Annotated in this window: 15 protein-coding genes; all 15 read left to right on the top strand. The window is 65.7% G+C overall.

The features are described from left to right. Positions 1-33: 33 nt before the first annotated feature. From AXA74_RS17920 to AXA74_RS17855, 15 genes are read left to right on the top strand one after another with little or no spacing between them, the layout of a single operon-like run. On the top strand, positions 34-510 hold the full coding sequence (locus AXA74_RS17920) for an Hcp family type VI secretion system effector (RefSeq protein WP_029577946.1): 477 nt from the start codon (positions 34-36) through the stop codon (positions 508-510). Continuing rightward, the gene (gene tssE, locus AXA74_RS17915; RefSeq protein WP_080700985.1) at positions 467-937 is read left to right on the top strand and encodes a type VI secretion system baseplate subunit TssE; all 471 of its coding nucleotides are present in this window, start codon (positions 467-469) and stop codon (positions 935-937) included. The genes AXA74_RS17920 and tssE overlap by 44 nt, the downstream gene beginning before the upstream one ends. A gap of 21 nt (positions 938-958) precedes the next feature. Beyond that, the gene (tssF, locus tag AXA74_RS17910) at positions 959-2,701 is read left to right on the top strand and encodes a type VI secretion system baseplate subunit TssF (protein WP_029577948.1); all 1,743 of its coding nucleotides are present in this window, start codon (positions 959-961) and stop codon (positions 2,699-2,701) included. After that, the gene (tssG, locus tag AXA74_RS17905; protein WP_029577949.1) at positions 2,698-3,606 is read left to right on the top strand and encodes a type VI secretion system baseplate subunit TssG; all 909 of its coding nucleotides are present in this window, start codon (positions 2,698-2,700) and stop codon (positions 3,604-3,606) included. The genes tssF and tssG overlap by 4 nt, the downstream gene beginning before the upstream one ends. Before the next feature lie 14 nt (positions 3,607-3,620). Further along, a complete protein-coding gene (gene tssH / locus AXA74_RS17900; RefSeq protein ID WP_032979523.1) occupies positions 3,621-6,245 on the top strand; it encodes a type VI secretion system ATPase TssH in 2,625 nt (874 codons plus the stop codon). Next, positions 6,242-8,101 carry a type VI secretion system Vgr family protein gene (locus tag AXA74_RS17895; RefSeq protein WP_029577951.1) on the top strand — a complete coding sequence of 620 codons (1,860 nt, stop codon included), beginning with the start codon at positions 6,242-6,244 and terminating at the stop codon, positions 8,099-8,101. Before tssH ends, AXA74_RS17895 begins: the two co-directional genes overlap by 4 nt. Continuing rightward, positions 8,101-8,697 carry a toxin-antitoxin system YwqK family antitoxin gene (locus AXA74_RS24580; RefSeq protein WP_051593995.1) on the top strand — a complete coding sequence of 199 codons (597 nt, stop codon included), beginning with the start codon at positions 8,101-8,103 and terminating at the stop codon, positions 8,695-8,697. Before AXA74_RS17895 ends, AXA74_RS24580 begins: the two co-directional genes overlap by 1 nt. Continuing rightward, the gene (locus AXA74_RS24575) at positions 8,694-9,080 is read left to right on the top strand and encodes a DUF4280 domain-containing protein (RefSeq protein ID WP_029577953.1); all 387 of its coding nucleotides are present in this window, start codon (positions 8,694-8,696) and stop codon (positions 9,078-9,080) included. The genes AXA74_RS24580 and AXA74_RS24575 overlap by 4 nt, the downstream gene beginning before the upstream one ends. Before the next feature lie 10 nt (positions 9,081-9,090). Continuing rightward, complete coding sequence (locus AXA74_RS24270; RefSeq protein WP_155271756.1) at positions 9,091-9,237, top strand: hypothetical protein; 147 nt, start codon at positions 9,091-9,093, stop codon at positions 9,235-9,237. Continuing rightward, entirely contained in the window at positions 9,234-10,106 is an 873-nt protein-coding gene (locus AXA74_RS17880) for a substrate-binding periplasmic protein (protein WP_029577954.1), read from the top strand. Before AXA74_RS24270 ends, AXA74_RS17880 begins: the two co-directional genes overlap by 4 nt. A gap of 10 nt (positions 10,107-10,116) precedes the next feature. After that, a complete protein-coding gene (locus tag AXA74_RS17875) occupies positions 10,117-11,397 on the top strand; it encodes a dicarboxylate/amino acid:cation symporter (protein ID WP_032959413.1) in 1,281 nt (426 codons plus the stop codon). A gap of 26 nt (positions 11,398-11,423) precedes the next feature. Next, positions 11,424-12,761, top strand: a complete 1,338-nt coding sequence (locus AXA74_RS17870; protein ID WP_060833238.1) for a dicarboxylate/amino acid:cation symporter — start codon at positions 11,424-11,426, stop codon at positions 12,759-12,761. After that, the gene (locus AXA74_RS17865) at positions 12,758-13,216 is read left to right on the top strand and encodes a hypothetical protein (RefSeq protein ID WP_032964172.1); all 459 of its coding nucleotides are present in this window, start codon (positions 12,758-12,760) and stop codon (positions 13,214-13,216) included. The genes AXA74_RS17870 and AXA74_RS17865 overlap by 4 nt, the downstream gene beginning before the upstream one ends. 36 nt (positions 13,217-13,252) lie before the next feature. Beyond that, entirely contained in the window at positions 13,253-14,542 is a 1,290-nt protein-coding gene (tssK, locus tag AXA74_RS17860; RefSeq protein ID WP_032979521.1) for a type VI secretion system baseplate subunit TssK, read from the top strand. Further along, the gene (locus AXA74_RS17855; RefSeq protein WP_029577960.1) at positions 14,539-15,288 is read left to right on the top strand and encodes a DotU family type IV/VI secretion system protein; all 750 of its coding nucleotides are present in this window, start codon (positions 14,539-14,541) and stop codon (positions 15,286-15,288) included. Before tssK ends, AXA74_RS17855 begins: the two co-directional genes overlap by 4 nt. Positions 15,289-15,301 lie beyond the last annotated feature (13 nt).

Here is a 15,301-nt window from a genome sequence, read left to right as displayed (position 1 = left end):
TGATGGCCTCGCACGGCCCCTAGGAATCCCCCCATGAACATTTACCTGAAGATCAAGGACATCAAGGGCAACAGCTCGGTCGACCCGTACGAAGGGTGCATCGTCCTGGAAAGCTTCTCCCTTGGAGTATCCCAGCCGATGACACTGGATGTCGGCAACTCCGAACGCACGCTGGGCCGACCCGATTTCCGGCAGTTGGTCTGCGCCAAGCAGGCCGATCAATCCAGCCCCGCCCTGATGGGCGCCTGCGCTGGCGCGAAGAAGCTGGGCGAGATCGAGCTGATCGTCTCGCGCAATGCCGATGACAAATCCCTCGGGCGCATGATCATCACAATGGGCAACGGCATCATCTCCAGCTATGACGTCAGCGGTGGCGGCGGCATGGAGACCGACAGCTTCACCATCTCGTTCACCAGCATCAAGTACGAGTACACGCAGCAGGGGCCCACCGGCGAGAAGCTAGGCAATGCGTCCATGGGCTGGGACCTCGCCGCCAACAAGCCGCTTTGACGGTGTGCGCCAAGCGGTGTCGCGCTACTTTCTTCCCTTGCTGGATCGGCTCTCGGCCGACGCTCCTGATCCGGTGGGGCAGGAAGCTTTGCATGCCTCTCTGGTCAGGGAGCTCGAGCGTCTGTTCACGACGCGCTCCTCCCGCCCGCTGGAAAGCGACATGGCGCCAGACGACGGTTGGGAAGCTTATGGCATACCGGACTTTTCCAGCCAGATGTTGCGCTCGCAGAACGAGCGGGAGGCAATAGAGGCGCGGGTGGCGCACGCGGTTCGCCGCTACGAGCCCAGGCTGGCCGATGTAGAGGTCGTTTTTTCCTTTCCGGATGACGATGTGCGGCGCGGCCATTTCGTGGTCTCCGGACGGTTGATCGCGCAGTCGCAAGCGCCGCATGTGAGGTTCGAGATCGCCTTGAGCACTGTGGCGTGACGCGGCGTGGCCTACAGATCTATGCAGAGTGACGACATCCTCAGGTACTACCGGCGAGAAATGGCCTATCTTAGGCAGCAGGCGGCGGACTTCGCGCAGCGTTACCCGAAGGTGGCGGGCGGGTTGCTGCTGCACGGCGGCGAGTCGCCTGATCCGCACGTCGAGCGGCTGCTGGAATCTTTTGCTTTTTTGTCGGCCCGGGTGCATCGCGAGATTGACCAGGCCGTTCCGCAGCTGGCGACAGCCTTGCTGGAAAATCTCTGCCCCGCGCTGGCCCAAGCCGTGCCTTCGATGTCCGTGGTGCAGCTGCGGCTGGACGCAAGTCAGGGCAAGGTGACGGCGGGCTTTCCGCTAGCCCGGGGGACCGAGCTGGTGGCGCGCGCCAGCGGCGGGCAGACCTGCCGCTTCCAGACGGCCTGGGACAGCGAGCTTTGGCCTTTGAGGCTGGGTCAGGCGCGCCTGCTGGACGAGCAGACGCTATCGCTGGAATTGTGCTCGGAGGCCGGCGCGCGGCTGTCTGAGCTGGATATACGGCGCTTGCGCGTGCACGTCAGTGGCGATTGGATGGAGGCCGCACCCCTCTACGAATGGCTGGTCGCCGGCGTGTTGCGCACCAGCTTGGTCGGCGAGACTTCGCGCCATGAGGCGGGCGACTGGCGCGAATTGGGCTTCGAGGCGGACGAGGATGTCCTGCGCCTTGAGGGATACGGACATCCGGCCCATACCCTGCTGCGCGAACTCTTTGCCTTTCCGCGCAAATTCCATTTCTTCGAGCTGGAGTTACCCCAGGGGCTGCCTTTCCTTCAAGAACGGTGTGAGATGCGGCTTACCATGCGGCAGCCCTTGCGCGGCCACAAGGGCGTGGGCGAGGGGAGTTTCCGCCTGGGCTGCGTGCCCGTCATCAACCGTTTCGCCTTGACCAGCGAACCCCTGACGCTGGACGGAAAAACCTATGAGTATCCCCTGGCCGCCAGCTGGCCGGATGCGGCAACGGTGGAGATCCTGAGCGTCGAGCGGGTCTATCTCTCCGATCCCATGGCCGAGCGCACGATTCCCATTCCGCACTTTGCGGCTGTGCATCACCAGCAGGCCGTCGCACCGCCCATGTTCTGGACCAGCCGCCGCCAGGCGAGTCTGCGGCCTTATGGAGGCACCGACACCTTAATCGGCTTTGTGGATGTCACCAGTCGCCTGGCGCGGCCTGGCGCGCCGGTCGCCTATGCGCGCCTGTGGTGTAGCAATCGCCGCCTGGCCGAGCAAGTGCCCGCCGGCGCCAAGCTTTACTTCGACAAGGTGCGTGCGAACCTGGACGCGGTGTGTCTATACGAACCTACGGCACAGCGCGATCCGCCGCTGGGCGGTGAGCAACTCTGGCAATTGGCGGGCTTTGTGACGACGCACCAGCAATCGCTGTTCGAGTCGGACGGCAGCAGCCGCCGCCTGCAGGAAGTCCTGCGCCTGTTCGCGGGCGATTCACCGCGCGAGATCGGCATGATACAGGGGCTGCTCCATGCGCGGGCCACCCGGACCAGCCTGCCGGCGCGGCAGGGAAGTTGGCGGGGCTATCTGCAGGGCAGCGACGTGGTGCTGGAGTTCGATCCGGACGCCTACGCGGGCAGCTCCCCACTGCTCCTGGCTGCCGTCCTGGCGCGCTACTTCGCGCTGACCACCGTGGTCAATGCCTTCGTGCGCACGACCGTGCGGCAAGGCGACGGGGTCTGGCACAGCTGGCCGGCAATGACAGGCTATGAGGCCATCCTTTGAAACCGGACCTGCTGGCGCGGCCGCAACAGTTCGATTTCTTCCAGGCGGCGTACTTGCTCGAAAAAGCGGCGGGCCCGGAAGGGACGTTGCGGTTCCGGACCCGCCCGGACCTGGCGTTTGACGCCAGCGATGTGCTGGCGGTCTCTGCGGGCTCGGGCCACTATGGTCTGACCAGCAATGTGCTGGCCATCGCGGGGGCCAGTGGTCCACTGCCTTTGCCCTATACGGAGTTGCTGATCCAGCTACGCGCGCGCGGCGACGGCGCCGCGGTGGCGTTTCTCGATATTTTCAACCATCGCCTCATGGCCGCGCTGTTCCAGGCCCGCCGGCGACTGCATCCCGCCCTGCTGGACAGCGGCGCGGACCGGCCCGTGTGGCAAGTCCTGCGCGCCTTGACCCATCTGGAGCTGGATGCCGGTTCGAGGGCTTTGGGGCCGGAAGCCGCGGCGCTGTTCATCATGCGCAATCGTTCCCTGGCCGGCCTGCAGACCTTGATCGCGTCTCGCCTGGACTTGCGCGTGACGGCCCAGGCTATGCGGGGCGGCTGGATGAGCACGGGGCGTCAATGCCGGCTGGGCGCGGCCACCCTGGATGGACAGCAGTCACTGGGCCCGCGCGCCTGGGATCCGGCGGCTGGCATTGCCTTGTCGCTGGCTCCCCGAGACGGCCGTGGATTCAGCGACGCGCGGCGCGAGGCGCTGGTGCCGGGCGGCGAGCAGCATGGCTTGCTGGCGCGATGCCTGCACAGCTATGCCGGGACCGCGCTCGAGGTCGAGGTCCGGCTCGCGCCGACTGTCGGCCCCATCCCGCGCTGCCGCCTGGGCTGGTCTAGCTGGTTGGGCAGCGCGTCTCGGCAATCGCCCAGGTTCCGATTGCGCGCGGAACAACCCCCCGTTTTTTCTTAGCTGGAGAAAGGGATATGACCACGGATATACGTGCACTGCTGGGTCGTCTGAACCCGGTCTGCAAGACGGCAATGGAAGAGGCGGCGCAGTTGTGCGTCAGGCAGACGCATCAGAGCGTCGAAATCGAACACCTCTTGCTGGCCTTGCTGCAAGTGGGGGCGCCGGACCTGGCGGTCTTACTGGATGAGACGAACGTGGCAAGCGAGGCTTTGACGGCGCAGATCAAGCGGTCCGTCGATGGCTTCAAGCGGGGAAACCCGCATACGCCCGCGCTGTCACCTTATTTTTCTTCATGGTTCGAAGAGGCGCTGCTGCAAAGTTCGCTGCTGGGCGAGCAGCAGATCCGCTCCGGGACTTTGTTGCTGGCGTTGCTGGAGAAAGACGATCTGCGCCAGGGCATTCTGATGAGCGCGCCGCTGTTGTTCAATGTCCGTTGCCCCGCGTTGCGGGAGGCATTGACCCGGCTGCTGCCGGCCGGACCGGAAGGTAGCGTGCCGGCAGGGGGCCTGCCCCAGGCCGCGGCCGGTTCGGCGGCGTTGGCACAGTACACGGTCAACCTGACGGAGCTCGCCCGGCAGGGGCGATTGGACCCGGTCATCGGCAGGGATGCCGAGATCCGGCAACTGATCGACGTTCTGCTGCGGCGCAGGCAGAACAATCCCATCCTGACGGGCGAGGCCGGCGTGGGCAAGACCGCCATCGTCGAGGGCCTGGCCCAGCGTATCGCGCTGGACACGATTCCGCCCGCGCTCAAGGATGTGCAGATCTGCGCCCTGGACCTGGCTTTGTTGCAGGCTGGCGCCGGCGTGCGTGGCGAGTTCGAGAATCGTCTGAAGGGGGTGATGGCCGAGGTCAAGGCCTCGCCCCGGCCCGTGATCCTGTTCATCGATGAGGCGCATCAGTTGATCGGCGCCGGCGGTTCCGAAGGGCAGGGCGATGCGGCCAATTTGCTCAAACCGGCGCTGGCCAGGGGCGAGCTGCGCACCATCGCGGCCACCACCTGGGCCGAGTACAAACGTTACGTTGAGCGCGATCCGGCGCTGGTGCGCAGGTTCCAGGTCGTCAAGGTGGACGAGCCGTCCGAGGAAACGGCCGTGGAGATGTTGCGTGGCGTCGTGCCGCGTCTACAGCAGCATCACGGGGTCGACATCCCGGACAGCGCGGTGCGCGATGCGGTGCGGTTGTCGCATCGCTATCTGTCCGGGCGCCAGCTGCCGGACAAGGCCGTGAGCGTGCTGGATACGGCCTGCGCTTATGTGGCCATGGCGCAGAACGGGCCGCCGCAAGCCGTGGAACAACTCGATCGCCGGCTCGCGCAGACGCGCGAACGCCGGCGCGTGCTGCGGCGCGAGGCGGCTAACGGCCAGGGCGACCCGGCGCAGGAAGCGGCGCTGGACCAGCACCTTGCCGCGCTCGGGAAGGAGCAGGCGCAGTTGGCGGAACGGCTGACGGCCGAGCGGCAGGCGGTGCAACAGATTCGTGCCTGGCGCGCGCGCATCGACGAAGCCGTGGCGTCTGGCCAGGACGAGCCGGGCCTGGCCAGCATGACGGAAAATCTGGTCCGCCTGGAAAAAGGGCTGGAGGTTCTGCAGGGCGAGGAGCCGCTGGTGCCCAGCTGCGTGGATTCGGCCACGGTGGCGCGCGTCATCTCGAGCTGGACGGGCATTCCCGTCGGTCGCATGCTGACCGATGAATTGCATACGGTGTTGAATCTGGAGGATCGTTTGCGCGAGCGCGTGGTCGGCCAGGATGCCGCGCTGGACGCGATCGCCCGCCGCGTGCGCACCTTCCGCGCCGATCTCGACGATCCCCGCAAGCCGGTGGGGGTATTCCTGCTGGCGGGCCCCAGCGGCGTGGGCAAGACCGAGACCGCGGCTGCGCTGGCCGACATTCTCTACGGCGGGGAGCGCAACATGATCACCGTCAATCTTTCCGAGTTCCAGGAGGCGCATAGTGTGTCGGGCCTGAAGGGCGCGCCGCCGGGTTACGTGGGGTATGGCAAAGGCGGCGTGCTGACCGAAGCCGTCAGGCGCCGGCCCTACAGCGTAGTGCTGCTCGATGAAATCGAGAAGGCGCATCCCGATGTGCTGGAGTTGTTCTTCCAGGTCTTCGACAAAGGCGAGATGGAAGACGGCGAAGGGGTGGCCATCGATTTTCGCAATACCTTGATCATCCTGACCACGAATGCCGCCCAGGATGTCATTACGGACGCTTGCCTGTCGGGCGGCCGGCCGGATCCCGAGAGTCTGCGCGAGCGGCTGCGTCCCGTTCTGGCGCGTCAGTTCAGCCCCGCATTTCTTGGCCGCACAGTGGTGGTGCCTTATTACCCACTCGGCGACTCGCAAATCGAGACCATCGTCAAGCTCAAGCTGAACAAGATCGCCGAGCGTATCCGGCTCAACCACGCGGTGGCTTTCCAGTGGACCCCGGACGTAGTCGCCCAGATCGCCCGACGCTGCCGCGAGGTCGACAGCGGCGCGCGCAATGTCGACCATATCCTGACCCATGCTGTTCTGCCCGAGATCGCCGAGCGCGTGCTGGACCATTTGTCCACGGGCCGCGTGTTCTCGGCGATACGTATGAGCGTCGATGACAGGCAGGGTTTCCTGTTCGATCTGCCCGGCGAGCAGCGGCCATGAACACGGCTCGGCATGCTGACCGCCAGGACGGCTGGCTGGGCAAGGTGGACTCCGCCCTGGGTCGGGATGTCCTGCTGTTGGAGTCCATGCGAGGCCGCGAGGCCTTGTCTGAACTGTTTGATTTCCGGTTGTGCCTGCGTTCGGCGCGGCGGGATGTCGACCCCGCCGCCATGATAGGCAGCGCCATGACGCTGCGGGTGCAGCGCCGGGGTGGCGCGCCGCGATTCTTCCATGGCGTGGTGACTTTTTTTTCCTGCCAGGGCGCCGATGCGCGCAACGCCTGGTATGAGGCGCGCCTGCAGCCGGGCATGTGCGCCATGGCGTCCGGACGCGATCGGCGCATCTTCCAGGACATGAGCGCGCCCGACATCGTGCTGGCTCTGTTGCGCGAGCAAGGTGTCGTGGTGTCGAGCCGTTTGGCGGCGGGAGACTATCCGGTGCGCGAGTACTGCGTGCAGTTTGACGAGAGCGGCTTCGATTTCGTCTCCCGCCTCATGGAAGAAGAAGGGATCTTCTACTTCTTCGAATTCTCGGAACGAGGCCATTTGCTCGTCCTGGCCGATGCGCCGTCGGCGCACCCGGATTGTGAGCAGGCACCGGTACTGACGTATGCCCGCCAGGATCCCGGACGGGCGGCATTTTCGCGTTTCGAGGCCGCGTGGCACATCGAAGCGCCCGCGCCCGTGCTGGCCGACCATGATGATCTGAATGCAAACGGCCTGCACACGGGCGGTGGGCCGGGGCGGCGTTTCTATCGCTACCCCGGGAAATACCAGAAACCTGCGGACGGCAAGCGCAGGGCGGACATCCTGGCTGCGGCCCTGCGCGTGCAAAGCGTGGCCGTGTCGGCCGAAAGCGAATGCGAACACCTGCGGGCAGGCGTGAGGTTCCGGTTGCAGGGGCATCCGGACGCCCGTCATGATCAGTCTTATGTCGTGAAAGTGGTCGAGCACGATCTGCATCAGGGCGCGTATGGCAATCGTATCGAGGCCTTCCCGGAGTCGCTGGCTTTCCGTCCCTTGCCATCGACGCCCTGGCCCAAGGTGTCAGGCGTGCATACCGCCGTGGTGGCCGGGCCGGCGGGCGAGGAGATCTGGACCGATGACCATGGCCGAGTCAAGGTCAAGTTCCATTGGGATGATGGACCTGGCGCGAACGAGCAGGCGTCTTGCTGGATGCGGGTATCCCAGCCGCTGGCCGGCCAGGGTTGGGGCGCGTGGTTCCTGCCGCGCGTGGGCCAAGAGGTGGTCGTAGCCTACGTCGATGGCGACCCGGACCGGCCCATGGTCGTAGGCACCGTCTACAACCTCAAGCAGGGCTTGCCGCTGGATCTGCCGGCGCAGCAGGCGCAGACGCTGCTGCGTTCCCGCTCGACGCGCCAGGGCCAGGCCGGCAATGAATTGCGCATGGATGACCGCAGTGGTGAAGAGGAGCTGTATCTGCGGGCGCAGAAGGACATGAAGGTCGAAGTCCAGGCGCTGCTGTCCACGCTCGCCGGACAGGGCGAAACCCATTGCATCGAGAAGGGTGATCGCCTGGTCCGCGTGGCCGAAGGCAATGAGCGGCATGAGGTCCAGGGCAGCCGCGAAGTGCGGGTCAGCGGCGATGAGGCCCATGTGAACGCCGCCCGGTTCCGGCGCGACGTCTCCGGGGATTGCGTGCTCACTGTGTCCGGGAACTTGACGATAGATGTGCGCGGCGGGCTCACCATAAAGACAATGGGAGGTTACAGCCTGGAGTCCGCCGCCACGGTGAGCGTCAAGGGCTTATCGATCGAACAAAGCGCGACGGCCACACAGACCCTGGATGGTGGCGGGCTGTTGCGGGTCAAGGGTGGTCTGGTGAAGGTGAACTGATGCAATGGTTGGAGCGGGTGCAAGCGGATGGCGAGGTCGACGGTCTTGCGCCGCAAGAGCAGGTTGAAGCCATGCTGGCGAACGGGCGCCTGCATGGTCTGCTGCGCCTGTCGGAAAACGGCCAACCCCTCTATGAAGCCCAGTACGTCGATGGCCGGCTCGACGGCGAGTGCCGGCAGTATGAGCAGGGACGCCTGGTGGTACTGCGCCATTATGTGGCCGGGCAATTGCACGGCGTCTGCGAAACCTTCGATGCCGGTGGCCAGCTGAGCAGCCGCACGGTCTATGTCAACGGGCGCCTGGAGGGGCCGGGGCAATGGTTTCACGAGGGTGTGCTGCTGCGCGAGGGGGCTTTCCATCGCGGCCTGCCGCAGGGCGAATGGCGGCATTACGGTCCGGATGGCCTGATCGAGTCCATGCCTTATGTATCAGGCCGCCCGCATGGCGTGGCGCGGCGCTACGGTCCCGATGGCCAGCTGCTCTCCGAGCGAATCTATCGCGACGGCCGGGCGGAGCAGCCCTGGACGTCGCTGCCGGCCCCGCCCCCGGCGGAGCCGCCCTCGCGTCTGGAGCGCTGGGTAAGGGGGGGCAAGTGACACGGCAGATCACGACGGGCGCGACATTGGCTTGCTCTTTCGGTCTTGCGCCATCGGTCTTCAATGCCAGCCCCTCCTCGATCCTGGTGGGCGGCATGCCGGCAGGGACCATCACGGACCATGTGCCCGGTCTGAATATCCCGCCCTTTGGCATGTGCGCCTGCCCGGGCAACCCCGCGGTGGCCGCCGCGACCGCGGCCGCCCTGGGCGTGTTGACGCCGGCACCCTGCATTCCCGTGACGCCCGCGCCCTGGATGCCCGGCGCCTTCGCCGTGCTGCTGTCGGGACGGCCCAGCCTGCCCGAGACGGCCTTGCTTAACTGTAGCTGGGGCGGCGCCATACGCATCGTGGTGCCTTCGCAATTTCAAACATTATTGGATTGAGCGTTTGTCCATGAGCATGGTTTTCACGTTGACGCGCCGCATGCTGACCTTGCTGGTGGTGTGCCTGGCGGTGGTCTCCATATTGCTGTTCGTGCTGGGCCTGCAGGTCGGCAGCCGGTATGCGGCGCCGCCCGCCCAGGCAAAGGAGGCCCAATGAGCCGGATGCGGCTGGCGAATTGGCTCCTGGCCCTGCTCATGCCGGTGAGCGCCGCCATGGCGCAGACGCCGGGCGCGGCCGCCGGCATCGCGCCCGGGCGCAGCCCGACAGGCCTGATCCGGCAGGTCGACGGCAGCCTGCTGGCCCCGGAGATAGACGTCATCAAGCGCCGCGGCGCGCTGATCGTGGCCATCCTGGGGGTCGACCAGCCGCCTTATTTCTTTGAGAAGAACGGCACGCTTGCCGGCCTGGACGTGGGCCTGGCCCGGGAGCTGGCGGCCGGGCTCGGCGTGCGCCTGGAAGTCGATCGCAGCGCCAGGACCTTCGACCAGGTGCTCGACGTGCTGGCTGAAGGCAAGGCCGACCTGGCGATCAGCAAGCTTTCCCGCACGTTGCGCCGCGCGGGGTTTGTCGTTTTCAGCCAGCCCTATCTCAGCCTGAACCAGGCCTTGCTGGTCGACCGCGTTGCCTTCGCCAAGCGCACGCAGAGGCAATCCGTGGGCGAGGCCGTGCGCGGCTACAAGGGAAAGATAGGCGTGTGGGAGCAGTCCTCCTATGCCAACTATGTCGCCAAGCAGTTTCCTCATGCCGAGGTGCGCCGCTACGCCTCCTGGGACGCGGTCATCGACGCCCTGGAGGCCGGGGAGATCGAAGCCGCCTATCGCGACGAGTACGAGATCAAGAAGATACTCGCCGCCGAACCGGCCAAAGCCTTGCGCCTGCGCATGATCACGCTGGACGATGTCTTCGACCGGTTTTCGGTGGCCATCAACCTGAATGCGCCGGCCCTCTTGAACTACGTCAATCTCTATCTGGAAATGCGCGGTGAGCCTCTCGACATCAATGACGTCATCCAAGCCTCCCGATAGGCGTCTTGGCATGAACAGCCGTTTCATCAAATCCGTGCAGGCCTTCTCTCTCAGGCCCTCGGTGATGATTTTCTGCCTGCTGGCCGGCAGTGCCGTGGGGACGGCCTTTCCGGTATTTGGCAAGCATCTGGCCGTGGTCGGCGACGTATATGTCGACCTGCTGAAGATGACCACCCTGCCTTTCATGATTTCGGCTGTCATCTTCAGCCTGCAGCGCTTGTTCCGTGTCGGAAGCACGCCCTTGCTGTTCTTGCGCCTGCTGTTGCTGTTCGTTGTGGCGCTGGCCATGGTCTCGGCGTTGGGCACCGTCGTTACCGTGCTCGCCCGGCCAGGCAGCGAGCTGCCCAGCGCGGTGCTGCACTCGCTGGGCAGCTATGTCGATGGCGGCGCCAGCAGCGATACGCACGTGATGATGTACGGTCCCGATGTCGAGGCCTCGGGCCCTAGCCTTTCCAGCCTGCTGAGCGACCTGATCCCGACCAATATTTTCGCCGCGCTGGCCGCCGGCGACTCGCTTAAGGCGCTGATTTTCGCCTTGCTTTTCGGCGTGGCGGTTGGGTGCGTGCCGGAGCGCACCGCCGCCGGCCTGAGCATGGTGCTGGAGACGGTGTATCACGCCTGCCAGAAGATCATCCAGGCCCTGAGCCTGCCGTTGCCTATCATCCTCTTCTGCATGAGCGCCGCGCAGATCGCCGCGTCGGGCCTGGAGCCCATGCTGGCGATGCTGCGCTTTCTGGCGGTATTCGGTCTGGTGAGCGTGTTGCTGCTGGTGCTGGCGGTGATTATCATCTGGCGGCGTTCAGGAGTCGACCTGGCTAGTACGCTACGGGCGTTGCGCGACCCTTTCTCCATGGCGCTGGCGACCCGCAACAGCGCCGCGGCCATGCCCGCCATGATCGAGGGACTGTCCGAACGTCTGGGCTATTCGAGGCTGATGGTCGAGCTGCTGGTGCCGCTGACGATTTCCCTGCTGAGGCTGGGCCCTACCGCCTACTACGTCTGCGCCACGCTATTCATTGCCCAGCTCTACGGCACCGCCCTGTCCCTTGGCGATCTGGCGGTGGTGATCACGGCCTCCATCCTGGCAGGACTGGCGTCGGCCGGTTCCACCGGCATCCTGACGGTCTCGCTGATCGGCATCGCCTGCAGTTATCTGGGTCTGCCTTTCGAGGCGGCCTTTCTCCTGTTCCTGGCCATCGATCCCGTTTGCGACATCTTGCGCACGCAGCTGCTGGTGATCGGGAACACCGCCGTCGTCGCCGCCATATGTCCACGACCCTTGCGCATCTAGCCATGCCGGTCCGGCCGGGAGCCATCATGCGCAGCCGCCGGTGGATGCTGGGCTGGCCGTCGTTGCTGATCGCGGCTGTCCTGGGCTGGATGGCAGGTGCATGGACACCTCGAGCCTTTCTGTTCCTGGCCTATGTGCGCGATGCCTATTTCTCCCTGGTCCACGCAACGGCGATGCCGCTGGTGCTGATGGTCATCCTGTTCTCGCTGCGGCAGTGGAGCCAGTTCGCCGCGCCCGCCAGGCGGCTCGGGCGCCTGTTGGCCTATGCTTTTTGCATGATGCTGCTGGCGTCCCTGGCGGGGCTGGTGCTGGCTTTTCTGCTGTTCCCGGCGCAGATGCTCACGCCGGAGCAACAAGCCGGGCTTGGCAGCCTGCTTGATGCCATGCGCCTACCCGCCGACCCGGACGGGCCTCGCCTGCCCGCCAGTGTCTACGGTGCCCTGGCCGACGGCCTGTTGCTGCCAGGAATGCTGGCCATGTTGCTGGTCGGGCTGGCGGTGGCCAGGCTGGAGCGCGAATCGACGCACACTTTCGATACCGTCGTCGAAGCCACGTATCGCGCCCTGTCGCGCGTGATTGATGCGCTGAACCTCTTGCTGCCGCTGGTGGTCTTCGGCGTGGCAATGTCCTTGGCGCCGCTGGTGGGCAGCGCCGGGATACGCGCACTGGGCGGTTTGCTGGCCGCCTTCACGGCGGTGGCGGCCCTATTGATCCTGGTGGCGCTGCAATTCATCGCCTGGAGAACCCGCCAGCCCCTGTTGCGCGTGCTGGCAGCCCTCAAGGAGCCGGCCGTGGTGGCATTGGTGACGGGCAATCCCATTGCATCGGTGTCCTTGGCGATCGAGGCCATGAGCGCCAAGCTGGGTTGCCAGCGCGGTATCACCGAGTTGACCTTGCCGCTGGGCGCCATTGGCCTGCGGCCTGGCATGGCGGTCTATCTGGCCATGGTGAGCATCTTTGTCGTCGCCCTGTATGGCCTATCTCTATCGGCCTGGCAGATCGTCGGGGTGGTGGGCGTATTCGCGCTGTCGGCCCTGATGTCGGCAGACACTCAGGGAAACTTCGCACCCTGGCAGTTCCGCCTGGCGGTGTTCTACCTCGGGCTGCCCATCGAGATGGCTTTGATCGTGGCGCTGACGTTGGACCCGCTGTGCGATGGGATACGCAATCTGCTGAACCTGATCGGCGTGTGCGCGCTCGTGGCCTGGATGTGCGAGACCTTCGAGGCGGTGGAACAGGAGGCCGGGGGCGGCCCATGGGTGCTGCGGCTGTCGGCCGTGCAGTTGGGGGTGGTCGCGGTGGGCGTGCTGCTTTGTGGCGGCTTGGTTTTTCTTCTGGGGTTGGGTCTCGGAGGGCAGGGATGAGGAAGTTGCGTTTACTGCTCGTTGCGATCGCCTTGTCGGGTCTGGCCGCAGCTTGCGTGGGTGTTCCCGGCGAGCGCGTCCGCTGGCAGGGCGCGGTGCTGACGGCATCGGCCGACATGAACGACAACAGCGCACTGGCCGTGGACCTGCTGCTCGTGCAGGAGCCCATCCTAGCTCGCCAGCTGGCCTCGATGAGCGCGGTCCAGTGGTTCGACAAGCGCGCCGAGCTGATGGCTGCGTATGGGTCCGAGCTCAAGGTGGCGGGCTGGGAAATCGTTCCAGGGCAGCAGGTCGAGGTGTCGGCCGCGGCGCTGCCTTCGGGGCGCGCGGTGGCCGTTTATCTGTTTGCGCATTATTGGCGCCAAGGCCCGCATCGCTTGCGTATCGTGCAGCGCGACGGCCGTCTGCGTCTGTATTTCGACAGCCAGCAGGCCAGCGTGTTGCCGCCGCGCTGAGGCTGTTCATCGTCCGTATCATCCGGAGCATCATCAATGGGATTCGATAGCCCGCCCGTGGAGCGGATTGCCTGGCACGAGGGTATGTTGCTGGTGCCGCAGCACTTGCAGCAGCTCTGCGCCAGGATGGACAGCCTGGTCGCCGCGCAGGTCCTGGCGGCCAGGCCCGTGGCCTGGGGCCTGGGGCGCCTGGTGCTGGACGAGCATCTGCTGCCGGCCGGACGGCTGCGCGTACTGGCGCTGGATGCCATCCTGCCCGATGGCACCCTGGTCAGCTACGAGGCGCAGCGAACCGGCGCGGCCGCCCTGGAGCTCGACCTCCTGCCGTTCCAGGATGCGCTGCAGGACGGTGGCCTGGACGTCTACCTGACACTGGCCGTGGGCGCCGGACGTTTCGTGGCGGCCGGTGTCCGGCTGGTGGAGGACATGGTGTCCGATGCGCCGGCCGTGGAGATCCCGCAGTCCTTGCCCGCTTTGCAGTTGGCGGCCGGCGATTATCCCGGCCCGGAGCGCATCAGCCTGCTGTTGGGCGACTTTATCCAGGAGGGCAGCACCGTCAAGCGCGGCAATCGGTTGGGACCGCTGTTGTGCCTTCCGCGCGATAGCGGCCTGTGGAACCAGGCCATGCAGCTGTTGGCGTTGATGCGTGCCAAGGCGGTCTATCTGGCCAGGCAGGTGGTACTGCCGGTCTCTGACCTCGAGGGCCGCCTGGCGCAACTTGAACTGCGGGCCCGGCTAGCGGCGCTGATGACCAGCTTGCCCGAGGCCGAGGCGTTGATGCGCGGGCCCCGGGTCCATCCCTGGGATCTCTACCTGGCGCTGGTCCGGCTGTCCGGTGCCATGGCGTTGCTGCGTCCCGGCCAGGTGGCACCTATGCCGCCGGATTATTCCCAGGAGCGGCCGCAGCAGGCCCTGGAGTCGCTGCTGGGATTTCTCCGCGAGATGGCCGTCGAGGTCAACGAGAGCTATCGCTTGAGCAAGTTCCTGCTGGTCGATGGGGCCTTCGTGCTCGGCATGGAATCCGGGTTTCTCGAAGGGAGGCTGATTATCGGCGTCAGCGGGCCTTCGGAACGAGATGCGCGCAGCTGGATCGCGGGCGCCATCATCGGCACGGAAGCCGAGTTCGCGTCACTGCGCGGGCGCAGGGTGCTGGGCGCCGAGCGACGCGCCGTAGCCGAGGGCGGTCTGGGCGGCGGCTATAGCCTGTTCGAGATCGACGCCTCGACTTTCAAGGCGGGCGATCTGCTCAAGATCGCCAATCCCAATGAAGGCGAATCCGCCAGCCGTCCGCACGAGATCGTTTTGTTCGTGAAGGGAGAATCATGATTGCTGAATCCTTGCCCGCCGCGCACGACGACCTGGGACCGTCCACGGACGATGTCATGCTCGGCCAGTTCGTGAACTATGTGGAAATGCTGCTGCATGGCATGCGCGCCGAAACCCAGGAGGATCCCTGCGAGGCAGCCCGGCGTCTGAGCGCTCGCCTGCTGGATGCGCTGGAGGTCCAGACGCTGGAGGCCCGGCGCGGGAGCACGCGCTTTGACATCGAGAACCTGGCGGATGCGCGCTACCTGAAGGCCGCGCTGGCTGATGAACTGCTGCTGCATACCGTGTGGCCGGGCCAGGCTTGCTGGACCGAGTATCTGCTGGAGTCGGCGCTGTTTCGCAGCAATATCGCCGGCGACCGGATATTCGAGCAGATCGAGCAGATACTGCGCGATCGCGAGCCATCGCGGCGCGGATTGGCGCGTTTGTTCCTGTACGCGCTCGCCATGGGCTACGAGGGCAAGTACCGTGGCACGCAATCCGAGGCCAGGTTGCGGGAGTATCGCGCCGAGCTTTTCGAGTTCGTGTTCCAGCGCAGGCCGGATCTCGACAGCTTGGGACGGGTCGTCGCACCCAGGGCCTATGCGAATCTGCTCGCGCATTTTTCGCCGCGCCGCCTGGTGACGTTCAGTCGCTGGTCCCTATTGTTCATCCTGGCTGCGGCGGCCTTGCTGGCCGTCTCCGAGATTGCCTGGCTGTGGCAATCGTGGCCGATCCGCACCGAGCTCAGGCTGTTGGGACACTGATCAGGACAGGCAC

It is taken from the genome of Bordetella hinzii LMG 13501 (assembly GCF_001548475.1).
Lineage (GTDB): Bacteria > Pseudomonadota > Gammaproteobacteria > Burkholderiales > Burkholderiaceae_B > Bordetella > Bordetella hinzii.
This window is presented reverse-complemented; position numbering and strand designations above follow the sequence as displayed.

Bases quoted from the DNA above. Each gene is read 5' to 3' on its own strand.
- AXA74_RS17920 (WP_029577946.1), top strand. From the start codon at position 34: ATGAACATTTACCTGAAGATCAAGGACATCAAGGGCAACAGCTCGGTC.
- tssE (WP_080700985.1), top strand. From the start codon at position 467: ATGCGTCCATGGGCTGGGACCTCGCCGCCAACAAGCCGCTTTGACGGT.
- tssF (WP_029577948.1), top strand. From the start codon at position 959: ATGCAGAGTGACGACATCCTCAGGTACTACCGGCGAGAAATGGCCTAT.
- tssH (WP_032979523.1), top strand. From the start codon at position 3,621: ATGACCACGGATATACGTGCACTGCTGGGTCGTCTGAACCCGGTCTGC.
- AXA74_RS17895 (WP_029577951.1), top strand. From the start codon at position 6,242: ATGAACACGGCTCGGCATGCTGACCGCCAGGACGGCTGGCTGGGCAAG.
- AXA74_RS24580 (WP_051593995.1), top strand. From the start codon at position 8,101: ATGCAATGGTTGGAGCGGGTGCAAGCGGATGGCGAGGTCGACGGTCTT.
- AXA74_RS24270 (WP_155271756.1), top strand. From the start codon at position 9,091: ATGAGCATGGTTTTCACGTTGACGCGCCGCATGCTGACCTTGCTGGTG.
- AXA74_RS17880 (WP_029577954.1), top strand. From the start codon at position 9,234: ATGAGCCGGATGCGGCTGGCGAATTGGCTCCTGGCCCTGCTCATGCCG.
- AXA74_RS17875 (WP_032959413.1), top strand. From the start codon at position 10,117: ATGAACAGCCGTTTCATCAAATCCGTGCAGGCCTTCTCTCTCAGGCCC.
- AXA74_RS17870 (WP_060833238.1), top strand. From the start codon at position 11,424: ATGCGCAGCCGCCGGTGGATGCTGGGCTGGCCGTCGTTGCTGATCGCG.
- AXA74_RS17865 (WP_032964172.1), top strand. From the start codon at position 12,758: ATGAGGAAGTTGCGTTTACTGCTCGTTGCGATCGCCTTGTCGGGTCTG.
- tssK (WP_032979521.1), top strand. From the start codon at position 13,253: ATGGGATTCGATAGCCCGCCCGTGGAGCGGATTGCCTGGCACGAGGGT.
- AXA74_RS17855 (WP_029577960.1), top strand. From the start codon at position 14,539: ATGATTGCTGAATCCTTGCCCGCCGCGCACGACGACCTGGGACCGTCC.